The sequence below is a fragment of the Pseudomonas sp. GW821-FHT01D09 genome, from assembly GCF_059422465.1.
This window is the reverse complement of sequence record NZ_JBWKWY010000036.1, coordinates 12650-31383: the sequence shown is the minus strand read 5'-3', so window position 1 is coordinate 31383 and position 18734 is coordinate 12650. Positions and strand designations below refer to the sequence as shown.

Genomic DNA, 18734 nt, shown 5'->3' with positions numbered 1-18734 from the left:
ATGCCTGTTAGACGACCACAGCGGCCGGGCGTAAGCCTGGCGGAAAGGCCGGAGTATAACAGAGCAATCACTGCGCGCTGCTTTCCTGCTGCTCAACGGTGTCGTCCAGCCGCGGCGAGGGCGCTATTTTCGCATGGATACCGGCATATTTCGCACTCAGGGCTGCGTAGGCCGGCTCTTGCTTGAAGCGCTTGAGTTCGGCAGCAAAGCGCTGCACCAGCAGGTCCATGCCCGCGCCACGGCGCACGGCGAGGAATTGCTTCTGGCTGCTGATCACCGGTGGCGCCTGTGTGACCTGGTGTTCCAGGCCCAACGCCTTGAGCACATGTTGGCCAACCCGGCGGTCGGTGATCACCAGGTCAATCCGACCACGGGCCAGCTTGCCGAAGTTGGCCTCATGGCTGGGCGCCGGTTCCCGGGTAAACAGGGTGGATTCGCTGAACCCGGCGCTATACAGGTAGCCAGGGGAGGTGCCGATGGTCAGCCCCTTGAGGTCATCCAGGGTCTGGAATGGATGCGGGCGTTCGTTGGCGTAGAACATCACAAACTCAACCTTGGACAGCGGTTCGCTGGGGTAAAGCAGCGCAGCGTCGCGTTCGTGGCTGTGGAAAATATCCAGCGCGCCATCGGCCAGGCCCTGGTCGAGCATGGCCAGGCAACGTTTCCAGGGCAGGAACTGCCATTGCACCTCGATCCCCAGGCGCTGGAACACGATGACGGTGGTCTCGTAGTCGAGCCCGCGCATCTGGCCGTTTTCTTCGTAGACGTAAGGTGCCCAGGGCTCGGTGACAATGCGTAGTTTCTCGCCGTGGGCGGCTAGGCTCAGGCAAGTGAAAAGGACAGCGGTCAACAACTGGAGAATGACGGGCATACCCTGAGGTTACGACTGTCTCAGGGTAAAGAGAAGCTCTGGATCGGGGATCTTCAGGCCGCAAACCTGAACTTTTATTGTGCCGCCGAGCCGGGAAGGAGTCCGGGTCGGCGGTACGGGAGGGCAGCCTCAGCGTGGCAGCTTGAGGTTGTTCCAGATCGCCAGGCTCGGGTCGGCCTGGTTCAGGGTGTAGAAGTGCAGCCCCGGTGCGCCACCTTGCAGCAAGGTCTCGCACATGTCACTGATGACCTGCTCGCCAAAGGCCTGGATGCTCTTGACGTCATCGCCATAGGCTTCCAGCTGCTTGCGTACCCAGCGTGGGATTTCTGCACCGCAGGCGTCAGAGAAGCGCGCCAGCTTGCTGTAGTTGGTGATCGGCATGATGCCCGGCACGATCGGGATATTCACACCCATGGCCTGCACGCGCTCGACAAAGTAGAAGTAGCTGTCGGCGTTGAAGAAGTACTGGGTGATCGCACTGTTGGCGCCGGCATTGGCCTTGCGCACGAAGTTGTTGAGATCGTCCTCAAAGTTGCGTGCCTGCGGGTGCATTTCCGGGTAGGCGGCCACTTCGATATGGAAGTGATCACCGGTTTCCTCACGAATGAAGCTCACCAGGTCATTGGCATAGCGCAACTCGCCGCTGGCCATGCCCATGCCGGACGGCAGGTCGCCACGCAGGGCAACGATACGCTTGATGCCGGCGGCCTTGTATTGGCTCAGCAGGCCACGCAGGTCGGCCTTGCTGTCGCCCACGCACGACAGGTGCGGCGCGGCGGGCACCTTGGCTTCGCTTTCCAGCTGCAGCACGGTGTTGATCGTGCGATCACGGGTCGAGCCACCTGCGCCGTAGGTGCAGGAGAAGAAATCGGGGTTGTAGCTGGCCAACTGCTTGGCAGTCGCCATTAGTTTTTCATGCCCAGCATCGGTCTTGGTCGGGAAGAACTCGAAGCTGTAGCGACGGTCTTGGGACATGGTAATACCCTTGGAAACTCAAAAACCTGGAAGGCATACACAATCGATGCGGGTGCCGGGCTTTCTGTGGGAGCTGGCTTGCCTGCGATAGCATCAGCGCGGTATTGCTGGAATACCGTGGTGCCTGCATCGCGGGCAAGCCCGGCTCCCACAGAGGAGCCGGCGCCGGCAGGGCCGATCAGTAGCGGTAGGCGTGCGGCTTGAACGGACCTTCAACCGTCACGCCGATGTAGTCGGCCTGGGTCTTGGTCAGTTGCGTCACCACGCCGCCGAAGCCGCGGACCATTTCCAGGGCCACTTCTTCGTCGAGTTTCTTCGGCAGTACTTCCACGGTCAGGCGCTCGGCTTTCTGGGCAGGCGACAGGTCGGCGTATTTTTGGCCGAACAGGAAGATCTGCGCCAGTACCTGGTTGGCGAACGAGCCATCCATGATGCGGCTTGGGTGGCCGGTGGCGTTGCCCAGGTTCACCAGGCGGCCTTCGGCCAGCAGGATCAGGTAGTCATCGTTCTGCGGATCAAAGCTGCCAGCACCGGTACGGTGAACCTTGTGTACCTGAGGTTTGACTTCTTCCCATGCCCAGTGCTTGCGCATGAAAGCGGTGTCGATTTCGTTGTCGAAGTGACCGATGTTGCACACCACGGCGCGCTTTTTCAGGGCCTTGAGCATGTTGGCATCACAGACATTGACGTTACCGGTGGTGGTCACGATCAGGTCGATCTTGCCCAGCAGGGCCTTGTCGATGCTGGCTTCGGTGCCGTCGTTCTGGCCGTCGATGAACGGCGAGACCACTTCAAAACCGTCCATGCACGCTTGCATGGCGCAGATCGGGTCGACTTCGGAAACCTTGACGATCATGCCTTCCTGGCGCAGGGACTGGGACGAACCCTTGCCCACGTCACCGTAGCCGATCACCAGGGCTTGCTTGCCCGACAGCAGGTGGTCGGTGCCGCGCTTGATCGCATCGTTGAGGCTGTGACGGCAGCCGTACTTGTTGTCGTTCTTGCTCTTGGTCACCGAGTCGTTGACGTTGATGGCCGGGATTTTCAGCTCGCCCTTGGCCAGCATGTCCAGCAGGCGGTGCACGCCGGTGGTGGTTTCTTCGGTCACGCCGTGGACACGGTCGAGGATGGCCGGGTACTTCTTGTGCAGCAGCTCGGTCAGGTCGCCGCCGTCGTCGAGGATCATGTTGGCATCCCAAGGCGCGCCATCCTTGAGGATGGTTTGCTCCAGGCACCACTCGTACTCTTCTTCGGTCTCGCCTTTCCAGGCAAAGACCGGGATACCGGCAGCGGCGATGGCGGCAGCGGCCTGGTCCTGGGTCGAGAAGATGTTGCAGGACGACCAGCGCACTTCGGCACCCAGGGCAACCAGGGTCTCGATCAGTACGGCAGTCTGGATGGTCATGTGGATGCAGCCGAGGATCTTCGCGCCCTTGAGCGGCTGCTCGGCGGCGTACTTGCGGCGCAGACCCATCAGGGCAGGCATTTCGGATTCGGCGATAAAGGTTTCGCGACGGCCCCAGGCAGCGAGGGACATATCGGCGACTTTGTAGTCGGTAAAACCTGCAGGCGTGATTACAGCGCTCATGAAGAGCCTCCATTCGTAGTGTGCGAATGGGCGCCGTTGTGCGTTTAGTATCCAGCCAGGACAACCCGGCTGGGCAACGCCCCATCCGAGCCTGACAGGCCAGGGCCTGCTGCAGCGCCCCTCGGACAGGTGGCGGGAGAACGGTATCGATCACCGATGACCGTTTGAAGCGGTGGCGATTATAGCTGCCTGCGCCTGACTTCCCAAGCCTTTCTGTCGGGCTCATGAAGATCGCTCATGGCGCTGATAGGTAATGGCTCGTAGAGCTTGGGCCGGCGCTCTGCCATGATGTCGGCCATCATTCGGCAAGACGCTTTGGAGTGAACATGAACTTCCACACCCGCAAATGGGTAAAACCCGAAGACCTCAACCCCAACGGCACCCTGTTCGGTGGCAGCCTGCTGCGCTGGATCGACGAAGAGGCCGCGATCTACGCCATCGTTCAACTGGGCAACCAGCGGGTGGTGACCAAGTACATCTCCGAGATCAACTTTGTCAGCGCTTCGCGCCAGGGCGATATCATCGAACTGGGCATCACCGCCACCGAGTTTGGCCGCACCTCCATCACCCTGACCTGTGAAGTGCGCAACAAGATCACGCGCAAGAGCATCCTCACCGTGGAAAAAATGGTCTTCGTCAACCTCGGCGAAGACGGCCTGCCGGCCCCCCATGGTCGTACCGAGATCAAGTACGTCAAAGACCAGTTCAAGGACGACAGCGAGTAACCTTCCTTGTCAGTAAGTGGCCATTGAACGCTGGTGATGGCTGGTAGGTCGTACCTGAACATCGTCACCCAACGTTCAGGTACGCCCATGGCCACGCAAGAAGACGGCAAGACTCCCAACCTGTCGCAGGCAGAGCAGCAGGATGTGGACAAGAACCAGCCACCCCGGGCGGCGGTGTTACATGAAATCATCCGCACCCAGGGCGACCAGGAGCTGGAGCGCAGCGTCGCGGCGCTATGGTGGTCGGCGCTGGCCGCCGGCCTGACCATGGGCCTGTCATTGATGGCCATGGGGTTGCTCAATTCCCGTCTGCCCGACGGCGAAGCCTTCAAGGTGATCGCCAGCTTTGGCTACTGCGCGGGCTTTCTCGCGGTGATCCTCGCACGCCAGCAACTGTTCACCGAAAACACCCTGACCGCTGTGCTGCCGGTGATGAGCAAGCCGACCCTGGTCAATGCCGGGCGCCTGATGCGGCTGTGGACGGTGGTGCTGGTGGGCAACCTGTGTGGCACGTTGCTGGTGGCCTATGTGATGTTGCACTTGCCGATCTTCGACACCAGGACTGACCAGGCCTTCCTCGAAATCGGGCGCAAGATCATGGAAAACGACACGGGCCAGATGTTCGCCAAGGGCATCGTTTCCGGCTGGATGATCGCCACCATGGTGTGGATGATCCCGTCCATGGAAAGCGCCAAGATGTGGATCATTATCCTGATCACCTACCTGATGGCGCTGGGCGACTTTACCCACATCGTCGTCGGTTCGGCAGAGGTGTCCTACCTGGTATTTGCCGGCGAACTGCCGTGGAAGGACTTCTGGCTGGTGTTTGCCGGGCCGACCCTGGCCGGCAATATCATCGGCGGCAGTTTTATCTTCGCGCTGATCAGCCATGCGCAGATTCGCAGCGAATGCAGCCTGCCGGGCAAAAAGGCGGCGGCCCCCAGGCATCCGCAGCGGACCGACAAGGATCAGTGAGGCCAGGGTGCGCCAGCGCGGTATTTGGTATATGTATGTGCTGACACATCACGAATCACTTACAGGAGGTTCCATTGCTTGCGACAGTCCTGGTACTGATAGCCGCACTGTTGCATGCGACGTGGAACACCTTGATCAAATTCAGCGGCGAACGCCTGTTGGTGATCGCCTGCATGGACAGCGTTGCGCTGCTGTTTGTGCTATTGGCGGTAGGGTTTGTGACGCTGCCGCCCCTGGAAATCTGGCCGTGGATCATCGCGTCGGCCCTGTTCGAGTTGCTCTACCGTTACCTGCTGATCCAGGCCTACCGCGTCGGCGACCTGGGCTTGGTGTATCCACTGATGCGTGGTTTGTCGCCGCTGGTGGTGCTGGCGTTGACCCTGGTGTTTGCCGGGGAAGTCCTCAGTACCCAGCAGATTGTCGGCATCCTGCTGATCCCGTTCGGCATGTTGTGCCTGTTGTGGCAAGGCGGTGGCGGGGATCGGTTGCCCTGGTCGATGTTACCGGTGGTGGCGCTGATCGGCCTGTGCATTGGCTGCTATACCTTCCTTGATGGGCAGGCGCTGCGACGCTGGTCGCACCCGTTGGACTACCTGGTCTGGCTGACCCTGATTAGCGCCTGGCCCTTTCCCTTGCTGGCCATGGTGCGCAAGCGCGCGGCGTTCAGCCTGTTCTGGCGCACCCAGTGGCGGTTGGGGTTGAGCGTGGGATTGTGCGTGTTGTTGAGCTACGCTCTGGTACTTTGGGCCATGCAGTTGGGCTCGATTGCCGAGGCCGCCGCGCTGCGGGAAGTCAGCGTGATCCTGGTGGTGTTGTTCGGTATGCGTTACCTGAAAGAACCTTTCGGCCGCTCCCGGCTCTTAGCCTGTGGGTTGGTGCTGATCGGCATGTTCGTGATGAAACTCTAACCAGCCGATAAAACCAAAAAAGGAATGAGTGATGACTGTCGCTTTCTGGTGTGTGTTGATCGCAATTTTTCTGCCTTACCTGTGTACCGGCGTGGCCAAGTTCAGTGGTGGCAAGTTCGGCCCCCGGCAGAACCATGACCCCCGGGCCTTCCTCGAAACCCTCGAAGGCTTCGCTAAGCGCGCCCATAGTGCACAGCTCAACAGCTTTGAAGTGACCCCGGCGTTTGCCGCTGCGGTGATCATTGCCCACCTGGCCGGCAACGCGGAACTGGTGACCATCAACGTACTGGCGGTGCTGTTTATCACCAGCCGCCTGCTGTACATCATCTGCTACCTGGCGGACTGGGCGATCTTGCGTTCGCTGGTGTGGTTCGTGGGCATGGCGTTGATTGCGAGCTTCTTCTTCGTCTCGATGTAAAGCCCACCGTAGATCCCGTGTGGGAGCGGGCTTGCTCGCGATAGCGGAGTATCAGCGACAGATTGGTTGGCTGACCCACTGCAATCGCGGGCAAGCCCGCTCCCACACAGGCCCGCTCCTACATTTGCATCTTAGCTTCCTGTCGGGGCGTCCGGCACTTTAGGCAGTGCCGCGCCCTTGGGCCACAGCATCCAGATCTGGCCTTGCTGCTTCATATTCCCGGCCAATTCACCCGCTGCATCACCCGTGCCCCAGAACAAGTCCGCACGCACCTCACCGACAATCGCCCCCCCTGTATCCTGGGCCGCTACCGGTCGTACGATCGGCGCGCCATCGGGACGGGTCGTCGACAACCACAACAGGCTGCCCAGTGGGATGACCTTGCGGTCCACGGCCACGCTGTAACCGGCGGTCAGCGGCACGTTCAGCGAGCCGCGTGGGCCTTCATTGCTGTCGGGGCGGGTGCTGAAGAAGACGTAGCTTGGGTTGCTCGCCAACAGTTCCGGGATCCGTTCAGGATGGGCCTTGGCCCAGGCACTGATCGCGCCCATGCTCACTTCGTCTTTCTTCAGCTCGCCTTGCTCCACCAGCCAGCGGCCGATAGGGCGATAAGGGAAGCCGTTCTGGTCGGCATAGCCCACGCGCAGTTGGCGCCCGTTCGCCAGTTGGATACGGCCCGAACCCTGGATCTGCAGGAATTGCAGGTCCATCGGCTGGGTCAGCCAGGCGATGGGCTTGGCACTGGAGCCTTGCTGGTTGATGGTGCCCGCATCGTCATAGGGCTTGAGCACCCGGCCTTCCAGGCGCCCGCGCAGGCGTTTGCCCTTGAGTTCGGGGTAGATGCTTTCCAGGTTGACGATGATCAGGTCGTCCGGCACGCCAAACACGGGCACATGGGCGGTCTTGGTCTCGGTGAGGCTGCCCGGGTAGACCGGTTCGTAGTAGCCGGTGATCAGGCCATTGGGGGTATTGTCCGCCGAGCGCAAGCCATACACGTCCAGCTGTTGCTTGAGGAAGCCACGGATATCGCTGGCGTTGCCCGGCACATTGGCGGCTGCAGCGCAGGTGGTGCCCCATACCGGGTCGTTTTTCAGGCGTTGGCAGGCACTGCGCCAGGACTCGAAGCCGGCTAGCAGGTCGTTGTCCGAGACCGTCGGCAGGGCTTCCCAGGTGGCGCTGACATAGGTCGCTACGGCGTGGGGTTTTTCCGGCTCGGGCTTGGGGGCCGGAGCATTGCCGCCGTCGCATCCGGCCAGCAGCGCGATCATCGGCAGAGCCCAGGCCAGCCGGCGGCTCCAGGGGTTGAACAGGTTATTCATGCAAGTAATTCCCAAGGCGATTGCCCACGCACGTTACCGCGCAAGCATCCATATTATTAATAGGGCTATTGGCCTTTACGGGTGGGGCGAGGATACTGGCCGCCGTTTCCCGTGACCCTGAGCCACCATGACTTTTAAAAAACTGACTGTTGTATTGCTGGCCTGCCTGACGCTGACCGCCTGCGGTGGCGTGGACCCGAACTCGCCGCTGGGCCAGCGCAAGGCCATTTTCAAGCAGATGCTCAAGACCGGCGAAGACCTGGGTGGCATGCTGCGTGGTCGCATCCCGTTCGACGGGGCGAAATTTGCCGAGGGTGCGGTCAAGCTCGACGCCCTGTCCCACGAGCCGTGGCAACACTTTCCAACGGTGCGCGAAGAAGACCACACCAGCGCCAAGGACGACGTATGGCAGAAACAGGCCCAGTTCCAGGAACTGGCGCGCAACCTTGAGGCGGCCACCGGTGAATTGGTGATCGCCAGCCAGGTGCAGCCTTACAAGGCCAGTAACCTGGGGCCGGCCGTGCAGAAGGTCGAAGATGCCTGCAGCGCCTGTCATAAGCAGTTTCGCGACCATTGAGGCTCGGTCTTATGGGTCTTACTTGTCCAGATCGTCGAGGGCTTGCTGTAGTTCTTTGCGCGATTCGGCGAGCTTGTCCTTACGCTTGTTGATCTTCTCGGAGTCGCCCTTTTTCATGGCTTTGTCGAGGTCGGCCTGACGGCGGCTGACTTCGTGCTTGGCATCCAGCACCTTGTTCTCGCGTTCCTTTTTCAGGGCGGCGTCGGTGCAGTGCTCGGTGACTTCGCTCAAGGCTTTTTCCAGGCCGGCTTGTTGCTCGCTGTTGCCGTGGGCCTTGGCTTGTTCGATCTGCTGGCTGATGGCCTGGCGCTTGGCGGCGCAACCGGTCAGTTGCGCGGCTGTCTCGGTCGCCAGCAATGGCGTGGCCAGGAAACTGGTGAGGGTCAGCAGGGCAAGCGGTGCAAGAAACTTCATAAAAACTCCAAAATCAACAAGATCGTTGTCAGGTGGGCAGGGTGATTTCTGCCAGCACCGGTTAATGTCGCGGGTTGGGACTAAAAGCCGTCTATCCCGGCTGCCCGCAGTGTTTCACTCATGGCCACCACCTGGGGGTCGCGAAAAAAAGCGCTCAACTGCGCCGCCCGCCCCGGGCCGATTCCCGCTTCGGCCTGCCATGCTTGCGTGTCTCGGGCGGCCAGGGCATGCCAACCGCCGGCCAGGTTGTTGCGCGCAGTGGGTGGAACGCCCAGCGCCGTCAGCCACTGAGCGAACGGCCGCTGGCGCGCACTGCGCAGGCTCGCAAGCAGGCGTGCACTGCTGCGGTCGCCGAATCCGTCAATGGTAGCAAGCTCTGTCTCATCAAGGTTCAACCAATCCACCAAACCGTTGATTTGCCCGGCCTGGATCAAGTGGCTCCAGGTCTCGCGGCCAATGTGTGGCAGATCCAGGCCCTGCTTGCCACTGAGCCAGGTCAGCCGGGCCAGCAGTTGTTCCTCGCAGGCCGGGGCCAGCCGCCAGCAGCTCAGGTGATGGAAATCGCTGGCTAGCGGTACCGCGACATCGACCCGTGGATAGCTGCGCAGGATGACCTGGTCGAGCCGTGGGATCACCTGGCCGGCAAGGCTGATGGACACCTGGTCGCCGGGGCGGATATCCAGCGCTTGCCAGCGTTTCAACGAGCCGAGGCTGACGCGCTTGATCTGGCGATCGTCGAGCAGCACCGGGTCCAGTTCCAGGATCGGTGTGATACGGCCGGTGCGGCCGATCTTGAACCGCACCTGGCGAACATGGGCCAGGGCTTTGATGACCGGGTATTTCCAGGCGATGGCCCAGTACGGCGCACTGGCTTGCCAGCGACTGGCCGGGGCACGTTGGCTTTGGTGCAGCACCACGCCATCCGTGGCGAAGGGCAATGGATGCCCAAGCCAGAAAGCGCGCCAGTAACGCGCCTGTTCAAAGGTGCCGATAGGCTGGCTGTAGCGCCGGCTGTCGACAAAGCCCCAGTGAGCGAGGCTGTCCAATTGCTGCCTGATGTCCGCCGGCCCTTGTGGCCAGGCCCAGACGAACAGGCCGATACCGGCGGCGTCGGCATCACTCAGTTGTTGGCGGTTCATCAGCCCGGAGATTTTGCTGCGGGCATTCAGGCCGCCCGTTTCCCCTTGGATATGGGCCTCCAGGCGCCAGTACAACTCGCCTTGCAAGAGCAGGTCGATGGCCTCGGGCAGTTGTTGCACGATGCCGGGGATCTTGCGGGCCGAGGTGGTCCAGTCCTGGCCGAACAGGCCATCGCCGCGGCTGATGACCTGGGCCAGGCGCCCCGCGCGATAGACCAGGGTCACGGCCACGCCATCGACCTTGGGTTGTATCCACAGGTCGCTGCGGGCCTGGATCCAGTCTGCCACGGCGCGGTCATTGACCCGCTTCTCAAGCCCCGTGTGCGGGACTGGATGGGCGACGCTGCCCCGCGCGCTGGACAGGGGATTGTCGGCCGCTGACGGCGCCTGGGCAAAACAGCCCCGCCATTGCTCCAGGCGCCAGCGGGCCTGGTCGTAGAGTTCGTCGCTGATCAGGGATTGGCCGAGGCGATGGTAGCTGTCGTCCCACAGGCTGATTTGCCGTTGCAGGGCGGTGATTTCGTCCCGGGCCTTGTCGGCTGGCCAGTCCGGGCAGCCCTGCGCCCAAGGGGCGAGGGGAAAGAGCATCAACAGCAGGGAGGTCAGCAGGCGTGGCGTCATCATGAGCATCCTTGCTCTGAAGGGGCGCCCAGCCTAAAACAAGCAAACGCCCATAAAAAAGCCCCGCAGGCGCGAGGCTTTTTACTGGGTGTTTCTGCTTACTTGAACAGACCGCCCAGGGCTTTCACGGTGTCATTGCTGTCAGCCTTGGCTTGCTGCTTTTGCGAGGCTTCGTCGAGCTTGCCCTGGGACTCGCCGACTTTTTTGCAACCTTTGTTTACCTGGTCCAGTGCAGCCTGCATGGCTTTCACTTTCAGGTCTTCGCCATTGGCTTTGGCCGCATCGACCTTGGCTTGCAGCTCCTGGCTCTGTTTTTCGCAGTTGCCGGTAGCACCGCCCAGTTGGGAGGTCAGGGCGCCAGTCAGGCCGCTCAGGTCAGCAGCTTGCGCGGACAGGGTGAACAGGCTGAGCAGCAGGGCGGCAGGGGCGAGCGTGGAAATACGCATGAAAAACCTCAATGTTCGATTGCCTGCGCACTTGGCTGTCCCGAGCAGGCGCAATGCAATATCCAGGTGGGGTGAATGCTCGGGAGGGCGCGGATTTTAGTGGGCCATCATTTGGCCTGCAAGGGTTGGATCCAATAAATGTGAACTATTTGCCAGGCCCGCCATCGCGAGCCAGTCGGGCCGGCAAAAAAACTGCAACAAAAAGCCCCGCCGGGAAAACCCGGCAGGGCCTTGGGTGTTGCATACAGCGATTACAGGCCGGCGGCGGTACGCAGGTCGTCGGCGCGGTCGGTTTTTTCCCAGGTGAACGTGGTGAAGGTGTCGTCGCCGACGGTCTTCTGTTCAGGGGTACGACCGAAGTGGCCGTAGGCCGCGGTTTCCTGGTACATCGGGTGCAGCAGGTCGAGCATGGTGGTGATTGCGTACGGACGCAGGTCGAAGATCTCACGCACCAGCTTGACGATCTTGTCATCGCTGATTTTGCCGGTACCGAAGGTGTTCAGCGAGATCGATGTAGGCTGGGCCACACCAATGGCGTAGGACACCTGGATCTCGCAACGCTCGGCCAGGCCGGCCGCGACGATGTTCTTGGCCACATAGCGACCGGCGTAGGCGGCCGAACGGTCAACCTTGGATGGATCCTTGCCGGAGAACGCGCCGCCGCCGTGACGGGCCATGCCGCCGTAGCTGTCGACGATGATCTTGCGCCCGGTCAGGCCGCAGTCGCCCACCGGGCCACCAATGATGAACTGGCCGGTCGGGTTGATGTGGAACTGGGTGTCCTTGGTCAGCAGCTCGGCAGGCAGCACGTGCTTGACGATCAGCTCCATCACGCCTTCGCGCAGGTCTTTGTAGGAGACTTCCGGGTTGTGCTGGGTCGACAGCACCACGGCGTCGATCCCCACCACTTTGCCGCCTTCGTAACGGCAGGTGACCTGGGACTTGGCATCCGGGCGCAGCCAAGGCAGCAGGCCAGATTTACGGGCCTCGGCCTGGCGCTTGACCAACTGGTGCGAGAAGGTGATCGGCGCCGGCATCAGCACGTCGGTTTCGTTGCTGGCGTAGCCGAACATCAGGCCCTGGTCGCCGGCGCCCTGGTCTTCCGGCTTGGCGCGGTCGACCCCCTGGTTGATGTCGGGCGACTGCTTGCCGATGATGTTCATCACGCCGCAGGTCGCGCCGTCGAAGCCGACGTCGGAGCTGGTGTAGCCGATGTCGGTGATCACGTCACGGACGATCTGCTCCAGGTCGACCCAGGCCGAGGTGGTGACTTCACCGGCGATGATCGCTACGCCCGTTTTCACCAGCGTCTCGCACGCCACGCGGGCGAACTTGTCTTCAGCAATGATGGCGTCCAGCACCGCATCAGAAATCTGGTCGGCGATTTTGTCCGGATGCCCTTCAGACACGGACTCGGAGGTGAAAAGGGAATATTCGCTCATCTCGATGTTTTCCTGATATTTACCGATGGTGAGTGTCGCCAGTTGGCCGCTGAAAGTGGCGGACCTGAATCTGGAAACCATTACGTAAGCCTACATACAGGCTTTCCCCGGGAACGAGTCCCGCAGCAGTGGCCCAACGGGCCAGATCGTCCTGTTCAAACCCCAACCAGAGATCACCGCAGGCCTCCCTGGCCCAACTCTGGTTGTGGCTGCATAAATCGGTTACCAAAAGACTGCCGCCCGGTTGCAGCAAACCGGCCATTTGTTTGAGGGCATCGGCCGGAGCGGCGAAATGGTGCAAGACCATGTTCAACACCACGCAATCGGCTTGTAGCCCTACATCATCCAAGGCATCGGCCAGCCGCCGGCTGACGTTGCCCAAGTGCTCGCGCTCGCACAGCTGGCGCGCCAGTTCCAGCATGGCCGGGCTGTTGTCCAGCGCCGTCACCTGGTGGAAGCGGCGGGCCAGGTCCGGTAGGAACCCGCCGTCGCCCGGGCCGACTTCCAGCGCCGTGGCGCCTTGGTCGAAGCCCAGTTTGTCGAGCAGCGCCAGCACGCTTTCGCGGTATTGGGGCAGCCCGGCAATCAGGTCCTGCTGGGCGCGGAACTTGTCCGCCACCCGTGAGAAAAAATCCTGGCTGGCTGCGGCGCGTTGCCCGTGGACCTGAGCGATCCGCGACTGCACGTCAGCCGGCAGGGCCAGGTTGTCTACTTCTTCCAGCAAGGCTGCGTGCAGCTTGCCCCCCAGCAAATCGGTGTGGGGCAGGGCGCGACGGTAAAAAATCGCATTGCCTTCACGGCGGGTGGCCACCAGGTCGGCCTGGGCCAGCACTTTCAAGTGGTGGCTCATGCCGGACTGGCCAATGGCAAAGATCCGCGCCAGTTCCAGCACGCCAAACGAATCGTTGGCCAGGGCGCGCAGTACATTCAGGCGCAGCGAATCGCCGCCGGCCTTGCACAGGGCGGCCAGCTCATCGCAATCGTCGGGGCGAATGGAAGGCGCAGGTAAGTTCATAAGGCCAGCAGTCTAGTGATGAGGTCAAATCCTCGCAAGGCCAATATCAAAAAGTTTTGATATTGGTCGATAATCGGTGGTTATAAGCAGGCGCTATAACCTTTAGACGAACGGCGGGAAGTGTTCTGGCCGCCAATGCAGTCCAAACCACAGGAAAAACCTACATAAGTCGGTATCTGTCATTGCCCCGAAGGCGTTGGCTGAGGGAAAATGCCGGTCCTTTTTTCCGTTTCTTTTATTCAACCCTCAGGAGAACAGCGATGCCCAGCCGTCGTGAGCGTGCCAACGCCATTCGTGCCCTCAGCATGGATGCCGTGCAAAAAGCCAACAGCGGCCATCCCGGTGCCCCGATGGGCATGGCGGATATCGCCGAGGTACTTTGGCGTGACTACCTGAAACACAACCCGAGCAACCCATCGTTCGCCGACCGCGACCGCTTCGTGCTGTCCAACGGCCATGGCTCGATGTTGATCTATTCGTTGCTGCACCTGACCGGCTACGACCTGTCCATCGACGATCTCAAGCAGTTCCGCCAACTGCACAGCCGCACCCCGGGCCACCCGGAATTCGGCTACACCCCAGGCGTGGAGACCACCACCGGTCCCCTGGGCCAGGGCCTAGCCAATGCCGTGGGCTTTGCCCTGGCGGAAAAAGTCCTGGCGGCGCAGTTCAACCGTCCCGGCCACAATGTTGTCGATCACCACACCTACGTGTTCCTGGGTGATGGCTGCATGATGGAAGGCATTTCCCACGAAGTCAGCTCCCTGGCTGGCACCCTGGGCCTGGGCAAGCTGATCGCTTTCTACGATGACAACGGCATCTCCATCGACGGCGAAGTCGAAGGCTGGTTCACCGACGATACGCCCAAGCGTTTCGAGGCCTATAACTGGCAGGTGATCCGCAATGTCGACGGCCACGATCCAGAAGAGATCAAGACTGCTATTGAAACGGCGCGTAAAAGCGAGCAGCCGACCCTGATCTGCTGCAAGACCACCATCGGCTTCGGTTCGCCGAACAAGCAAGGCAAGGAAGACAGCCACGGCGCCCCGTTGGGTGACGCGGAAATCGCCCTGACCCGCGAAGCGCTGAAGTGGAACCATGGCCCGTTTGAAATCCCGGCGGATATCTACGCCGAGTGGGACGCCAAGGAAGCCGGCCGCGCCGCTGAAGCCGAGTGGGACCAGCGTTTTGAAGCCTACGCCGCCCAATTCCCGGCATTGGCCAATGAGCTGATGAGCCGCCTCAATGGCGACCTGCCGCTGGACTTCTCGGCCAAGGCTGACGAGTACATCGCCGAAGTGGCCGCCAAAGGCGAAACCATTGCCAGCCGCAAAGCCAGCCAGAATGCGCTGAATGCCTACGGCCCACTGCTGCCTGAGTTGCTCGGTGGTTCGGCTGACCTGGCCGGTTCCAACCTGACCCTGTGGAAAGGGTGCAAAGGTGTCTCGGCTGAAGACGCCAGCGGCAACTACATGTACTACGGCGTGCGCGAGTTCGGCATGAGCGCCATCATGAACGGTGTTGCCCTGCACGGCGGCCTGGTGCCTTACGGTGCGACCTTCCTGATGTTTATGGAATACGCGCGCAATGCCGTGCGCATGGCCGCGCTGATGAAGAAGCGCGTGATCCACGTGTACACCCACGACTCCATCGGCCTGGGCGAAGACGGCCCGACGCACCAGCCGGTCGAGCAACTGACCAGCCTGCGCACCACGCCGAACCTGGACTGCTGGCGCCCAGCGGACGCGGTCGAATCGGCCGTGGCCTGGAAGCACGCGATCGAGCGCAAGGATGGCCCATCGGCGCTGATCTTCTCCCGCCAGAACCTGCAACACCAGGTGCGTACCGACGCGCAGATCGCCGCGATCAGCCGTGGTGGCTACGTGCTCAAGGACTGCATCGGCGAGCCGGAGCTGATCCTGATCTCCACCGGTTCCGAAGTGGGCCTGACCGTCCAGGCCTACGACAAGCTGACCGCCCAGGGCCGCAACGTACGCGTTGTGTCCATGCCGTGCACCAGCGTGTTTGAAGCCCAGGACGCGGACTACAAGCAATCGGTCCTGCCGTTGCAGGTCAGCGCGCGTATCGCCATCGAAGCGGCTCACGCCGACTACTGGTACAAGTACGTGGGCCTGGAAGGCCGCGTGATCGGCATGACCACCTACGGTGAGTCGGCGCCAGCGCCAGCGTTGTTTGAAGAGTTCGGTTTCACCCTGGAAAACATCCTGGGTCAGGCTGAAGAGCTGCTGGAAGACTAAGTCAGTCTGCGTTGTCTGTACTGGCGCCATCGCGGGCAAGCCCGCTCCCACATTTGGATCGCGGTCTAATGTGGGAGCGGGCTTGCCCGCGATAGCGATGGAACATTCAACACTGAACGAACATTGATCGAGAACCCCATGCCTGAACCCCGTCCCTACAAAGTTGCACTCAACGGCTACGGCCGGATTGGTCGTTGCGTCTTGCGTGCGCTGTTCGAGCGAGGGGCGGCGGCCGGGTTTGAAATCGTCGCCATCAACGATCTGGCCGACATGGCCAGCATCGAATACCTGACACGCTTCGACTCCACCCACGGCCGGTTCCCCGGCGAAGTGCGGATCGACGGCGATTGTCTGCATATCAATGGCAACTGCGTGAAGGTTTTGCGCAGTGCCACGCCCGAGGGCATCGACTGGGCGGCGCTGGGCGTCGACCTGGTGCTGGAATGCTCCGGTGCCTACCACACCCGTGCCGATGGCCAGCGCTTCCTCGACGCCGGTGCGCCGCGCGTGCTGTTTTCCCAGCCGATGGCCAGCGAGGCGGATGTGGATGCCACTATCGTCTATGGCGTCAACCAGGACTGCCTGACCGGTGACGAGTTGCTGGTGTCCAACGCCTCCTGCACCACCAACTGCGGCGTGCCGTTGTTGCGCCTGCTGGACCAGGCGATTGGCCTGGAGTATGTGTCGATCACCACCATTCACTCGGCGATGAACGACCAGCCGGTGATCGACGCCTACCACCATGAAGACCTGCGCCGCACCCGCTCGGCGTTCCAGTCGGTGATCCCGGTGTCCACCGGCCTGGCCCGTGGTATCGAACGCCTGCTGCCGGAACTTGCCGGGCGAATCCAGGCCAAAGCCGTGCGTGTGCCGACGGTGAACGTGTCGTGCCTGGATATCACCATGCAGACCGTCAGCGACACCGACGCCGGCGAGGTCAACCGGATCCTGCGCGACGCCGCCACCAGCGGCCCGCTCAAGGGCTTGCTGGCCTACACCGAGTTGCCGCACGCCAGTTGTGATTTCAACCACGACCCGCATTCGGCCATTGTGGATGCCAGCCAGACCCGTGTTTCCGGGCCAAGGCTGGTGAATATCCTGGCCTGGTTCGATAACGAATGGGGCTTTGCCAACCGCATGCTGGATGTGGCGGAACATTATCTGCACATCGCCTCTAAACAACCTCAACAGTAATTCAGGAACTGCGACCCATGACCGTGTTGAAGATGACCGACCTCGATCTGCAAGGTAAGCGCGTACTGATCCGCGAAGACCTCAACGTCCCAGTCAAGGACGGTGTAGTCACCAGCGATGCGCGAATCCTGGCCTCGCTGCCGACCATCAAGCTGGCCCTGGAAAAAGGCGCGGCCGTGATGGTCTGCTCCCACCTGGGTCGTCCGACCGAAGGTGAGTTCTCCGCCGAAAACAGCCTCAAGCCTGTAGCCGATTACCTAAGCAAGGCCCTGGGCCGCGAAGTGCCGCTGGTGGCTGACTACCTGGGCGGCGTCGACGTCAAGGCCGGCGACATCGTGCTGTTTGAAAACGTGCGCTTCAACAAGGGCGAGAAAAAGAACAGCGACGAACTGGCCCAGCAATATGCGGCGCTGTGCGACGTGTTCGTGATGGATGCCTTCGGCACCGCGCACCGCGCCGAGGGTTCGACCCATGGCGTGGCCAAGTTCGCCAAGGTGGCCGCTGCGGGCCCGTTGCTGGCTGCCGAGCTGGAGGCACTGGGCAAGGCCCTGGGTGCACCGGCCCAGCCAATGGCCGCCATTGTGGCTGGCTCCAAGGTGTCGACCAAGCTGGACGTGCTCAACAGCCTGAGCCAGATCTGCAACCAACTGATCGTTGGCGGCGGTATTGCCAACACCTTCCTGGCCGCTGCTGGCCACCCGGTAGGCAAGTCCCTGTACGAGCCGGACCTGCTGGACACTGCCCGGGCCATCGCGGCCAAGGTCAGCGTGCCGCTGCCGGTGGACGTGGTAGTGGCCAAGGAGTTTGCCGAAAGCGCCGAAGCCACCGTCAAGCTGATCGCCGATGTGGCGGCTGACGACATGATCCTGGATATCGGTCCGCAAACTGCAGCCAACTTCGCCGAACTGCTGAAAGCCTCCCGCACTATCCTGTGGAACGGCCCGGTCGGCGTGTTCGAGTTCGACCAGTTCGGCAACGGCACCCAAGTGCTGGCCAAGGCGATTGCCGAAAGCTCGGCATTCTCCATTGCCGGTGGTGGCGACACCCTGGCGGCCATCGATAAATATGGCGTTGCTGAGCAGATCTCCTACATTTCTACCGGTGGCGGCGCGTTCCTTGAGTTTGTCGAAGGCAAGGTGCTACCAGCCGTTGAAGTGCTGGAAAGTCGAGCCAAGGGCTGAGCCCCTCGGTCTGGAAAAGGAGCGTTCCCATGATCAAGCCATTCGCGCTGGTGATTGCCGCGGGCCTGTTGGCCGGCTGCGGCAGCGCGCCCAAGGCGTCGCCAGAGGCACCAGGGGCTGCGCCGCACACGGGCTGCTACCAGGCCGACTGGCAGGCTGAGACCATGCCGGTGATCAGCAAGCGCATAGGGCCTGACAGGCTGGAGAAATACGACTCCCCGCCCAAAGGTAAGGAACAGGGTTGCCCTTGATGGGTCTGACTCACTAACCGACAGCAATGGCGGCCCCAGGCCGCCGTTCGAGGATTGGCAATGAAAGGCGTTATCGCCCTGGCAGCACTGGCTCTATTGGCCGGTTGTGCCAACCTGAACATGTTCAACAAGGCACAGCCGCAGCAAGACACCTGGACCACCTGGGTCTGTGACAGCCAGGCCCAGGTGAACTGGCGGTTTGTCGGCAGCGACCGCAAGCAGGTGGATGTGCGCCTTGGCGGCTCCGACCAGGTGTATCGCCTCAAGCAAGACGTGGCGGCCTCCGGCGCGCTGTACAGCAATGAGCAGCTGGCGTTTCACACAAAAGGTGAGGAAGGCCTGGTTTACTGGGTTGCCACCGATGATTTGATCGGCCGGGGTTGCAAGGCCCAGTAATACAGAGCACATGGGATCCGG

General features: G+C 61.6%; 19 protein-coding genes and 1 riboswitch. Of the genes, 10 read left to right on the top strand and 9 right to left on the bottom strand.

Features of this window, described 5'->3' with window-relative positions:
• Positions 1-67: 67 nt before the first annotated feature.
• From AC07W7_RS23525 to ahcY, 3 genes are all read right to left on the bottom strand, one after another.
• Complete coding sequence (locus AC07W7_RS23525; protein ID WP_197883261.1) at positions 68-871, bottom strand: substrate-binding periplasmic protein; 804 nt, start codon at positions 869-871, stop codon at positions 68-70.
• 129 nt (positions 872-1000) lie between these two features.
• Positions 1001-1846: a methylenetetrahydrofolate reductase [NAD(P)H] gene (gene metF / locus AC07W7_RS23520; protein ID WP_076963195.1), complete on the bottom strand. Its 846-nt coding sequence runs from the start codon at positions 1844-1846 to the stop codon at positions 1001-1003.
• Between the two features lie 178 nt (positions 1847-2024).
• Positions 2025-3434 carry an adenosylhomocysteinase gene (gene ahcY / locus AC07W7_RS23515; protein ID WP_076963197.1) on the bottom strand — a complete coding sequence of 470 codons (1410 nt, stop codon included), beginning with the start codon at positions 3432-3434 and terminating at the stop codon, positions 2025-2027.
• A 21-nt stretch (positions 3435-3455) separates the two neighbouring features.
• Positions 3456-3563, bottom strand: a riboswitch (S-adenosyl-L-homocysteine riboswitch).
• Positions 3564-3760: 197 nt separating this feature from the next.
• Between ahcY and AC07W7_RS23510 the strand changes: the two genes are divergently transcribed.
• From AC07W7_RS23510 to AC07W7_RS23495, 4 genes are all read left to right on the top strand, one after another.
• Positions 3761-4159 carry an acyl-CoA thioesterase gene (locus AC07W7_RS23510; protein ID WP_076963198.1) on the top strand — a complete coding sequence of 133 codons (399 nt, stop codon included), beginning with the start codon at positions 3761-3763 and terminating at the stop codon, positions 4157-4159.
• Positions 4160-4246: 87 nt separating this feature from the next.
• Entirely contained in the window at positions 4247-5134 is an 888-nt protein-coding gene (locus tag AC07W7_RS23505) for a formate/nitrite transporter family protein (protein WP_495040216.1), read from the top strand.
• A gap of 74 nt (positions 5135-5208) precedes the next feature.
• Complete coding sequence (locus tag AC07W7_RS23500; RefSeq protein ID WP_076963200.1) at positions 5209-6042, top strand: EamA family transporter; 834 nt, start codon at positions 5209-5211, stop codon at positions 6040-6042.
• Positions 6043-6073: 31 nt separating this feature from the next.
• Positions 6074-6460 (top strand): MAPEG family protein, encoded by a 387-nt coding sequence (locus AC07W7_RS23495; RefSeq protein ID WP_076963201.1) that lies wholly within the window; start codon positions 6074-6076, stop codon positions 6458-6460.
• A 131-nt stretch (positions 6461-6591) separates the two neighbouring features.
• On the opposite strand, the gene mltA is transcribed toward AC07W7_RS23495, so the two are convergent.
• Positions 6592-7779, bottom strand: a complete 1188-nt coding sequence (gene mltA / locus AC07W7_RS23490) for a murein transglycosylase A (RefSeq protein ID WP_076963202.1) — start codon at positions 7777-7779, stop codon at positions 6592-6594.
• A 127-nt stretch (positions 7780-7906) separates the two neighbouring features.
• Here mltA and AC07W7_RS23485 point away from each other — a divergent pair, with 127 nt between their 5' ends.
• Complete coding sequence (locus tag AC07W7_RS23485) at positions 7907-8356, top strand: c-type cytochrome (protein WP_076963203.1); 450 nt, start codon at positions 7907-7909, stop codon at positions 8354-8356.
• A gap of 18 nt (positions 8357-8374) precedes the next feature.
• Here the strand turns inward: AC07W7_RS23485 and AC07W7_RS23480 are convergent, their stop codons facing one another.
• The 5 genes from AC07W7_RS23480 to AC07W7_RS23460 form a co-directional block, all read right to left on the bottom strand.
• Positions 8375-8770, bottom strand: a complete 396-nt coding sequence (locus AC07W7_RS23480; protein WP_076963204.1) for a DUF1090 domain-containing protein — start codon at positions 8768-8770, stop codon at positions 8375-8377.
• Between the two features lie 80 nt (positions 8771-8850).
• Entirely contained in the window at positions 8851-10533 is a 1683-nt protein-coding gene (gene ligB / locus AC07W7_RS23475; RefSeq protein ID WP_495040215.1) for an NAD-dependent DNA ligase LigB, read from the bottom strand.
• 95 nt (positions 10534-10628) lie between these two features.
• Positions 10629-10976, bottom strand: a complete 348-nt coding sequence (locus AC07W7_RS23470; protein ID WP_076963206.1) for a DUF1090 family protein — start codon at positions 10974-10976, stop codon at positions 10629-10631.
• Positions 10977-11227: 251 nt separating this feature from the next.
• Positions 11228-12418, bottom strand: a complete 1191-nt coding sequence (metK, locus tag AC07W7_RS23465) for a methionine adenosyltransferase (protein WP_029297363.1) — start codon at positions 12416-12418, stop codon at positions 11228-11230.
• Positions 12419-12437: 19 nt separating this feature from the next.
• Entirely contained in the window at positions 12438-13433 is a 996-nt protein-coding gene (locus tag AC07W7_RS23460; protein ID WP_495040214.1) for an ArsR/SmtB family transcription factor, read from the bottom strand.
• Positions 13434-13693: 260 nt separating this feature from the next.
• On the opposite strand from AC07W7_RS23460, the gene tkt reads away from it, so the two are divergent.
• The 5 genes from tkt (at position 13694) to AC07W7_RS23435 (ending at position 18713) form a co-directional block, all read left to right on the top strand.
• Positions 13694-15691 (top strand): transketolase, encoded by a 1998-nt coding sequence (tkt, locus tag AC07W7_RS23455; RefSeq protein WP_076963208.1) that lies wholly within the window; start codon positions 13694-13696, stop codon positions 15689-15691.
• A 138-nt stretch (positions 15692-15829) separates the two neighbouring features.
• A complete protein-coding gene (gene epd, locus AC07W7_RS23450) occupies positions 15830-16885 on the top strand; it encodes an erythrose-4-phosphate dehydrogenase (RefSeq protein WP_099168646.1) in 1056 nt (351 codons plus the stop codon).
• A 17-nt stretch (positions 16886-16902) separates the two neighbouring features.
• Positions 16903-18066 (top strand): phosphoglycerate kinase, encoded by a 1164-nt coding sequence (locus tag AC07W7_RS23445; protein WP_495040213.1) that lies wholly within the window; start codon positions 16903-16905, stop codon positions 18064-18066.
• A gap of 29 nt (positions 18067-18095) precedes the next feature.
• Positions 18096-18317 carry a hypothetical protein gene (locus tag AC07W7_RS23440; protein WP_076963211.1) on the top strand — a complete coding sequence of 74 codons (222 nt, stop codon included), beginning with the start codon at positions 18096-18098 and terminating at the stop codon, positions 18315-18317.
• A gap of 60 nt (positions 18318-18377) precedes the next feature.
• Positions 18378-18713 carry an MliC family protein gene (locus AC07W7_RS23435; protein ID WP_076963212.1) on the top strand — a complete coding sequence of 112 codons (336 nt, stop codon included), beginning with the start codon at positions 18378-18380 and terminating at the stop codon, positions 18711-18713.
• Positions 18714-18734: the final 21 nt, after the last annotated feature.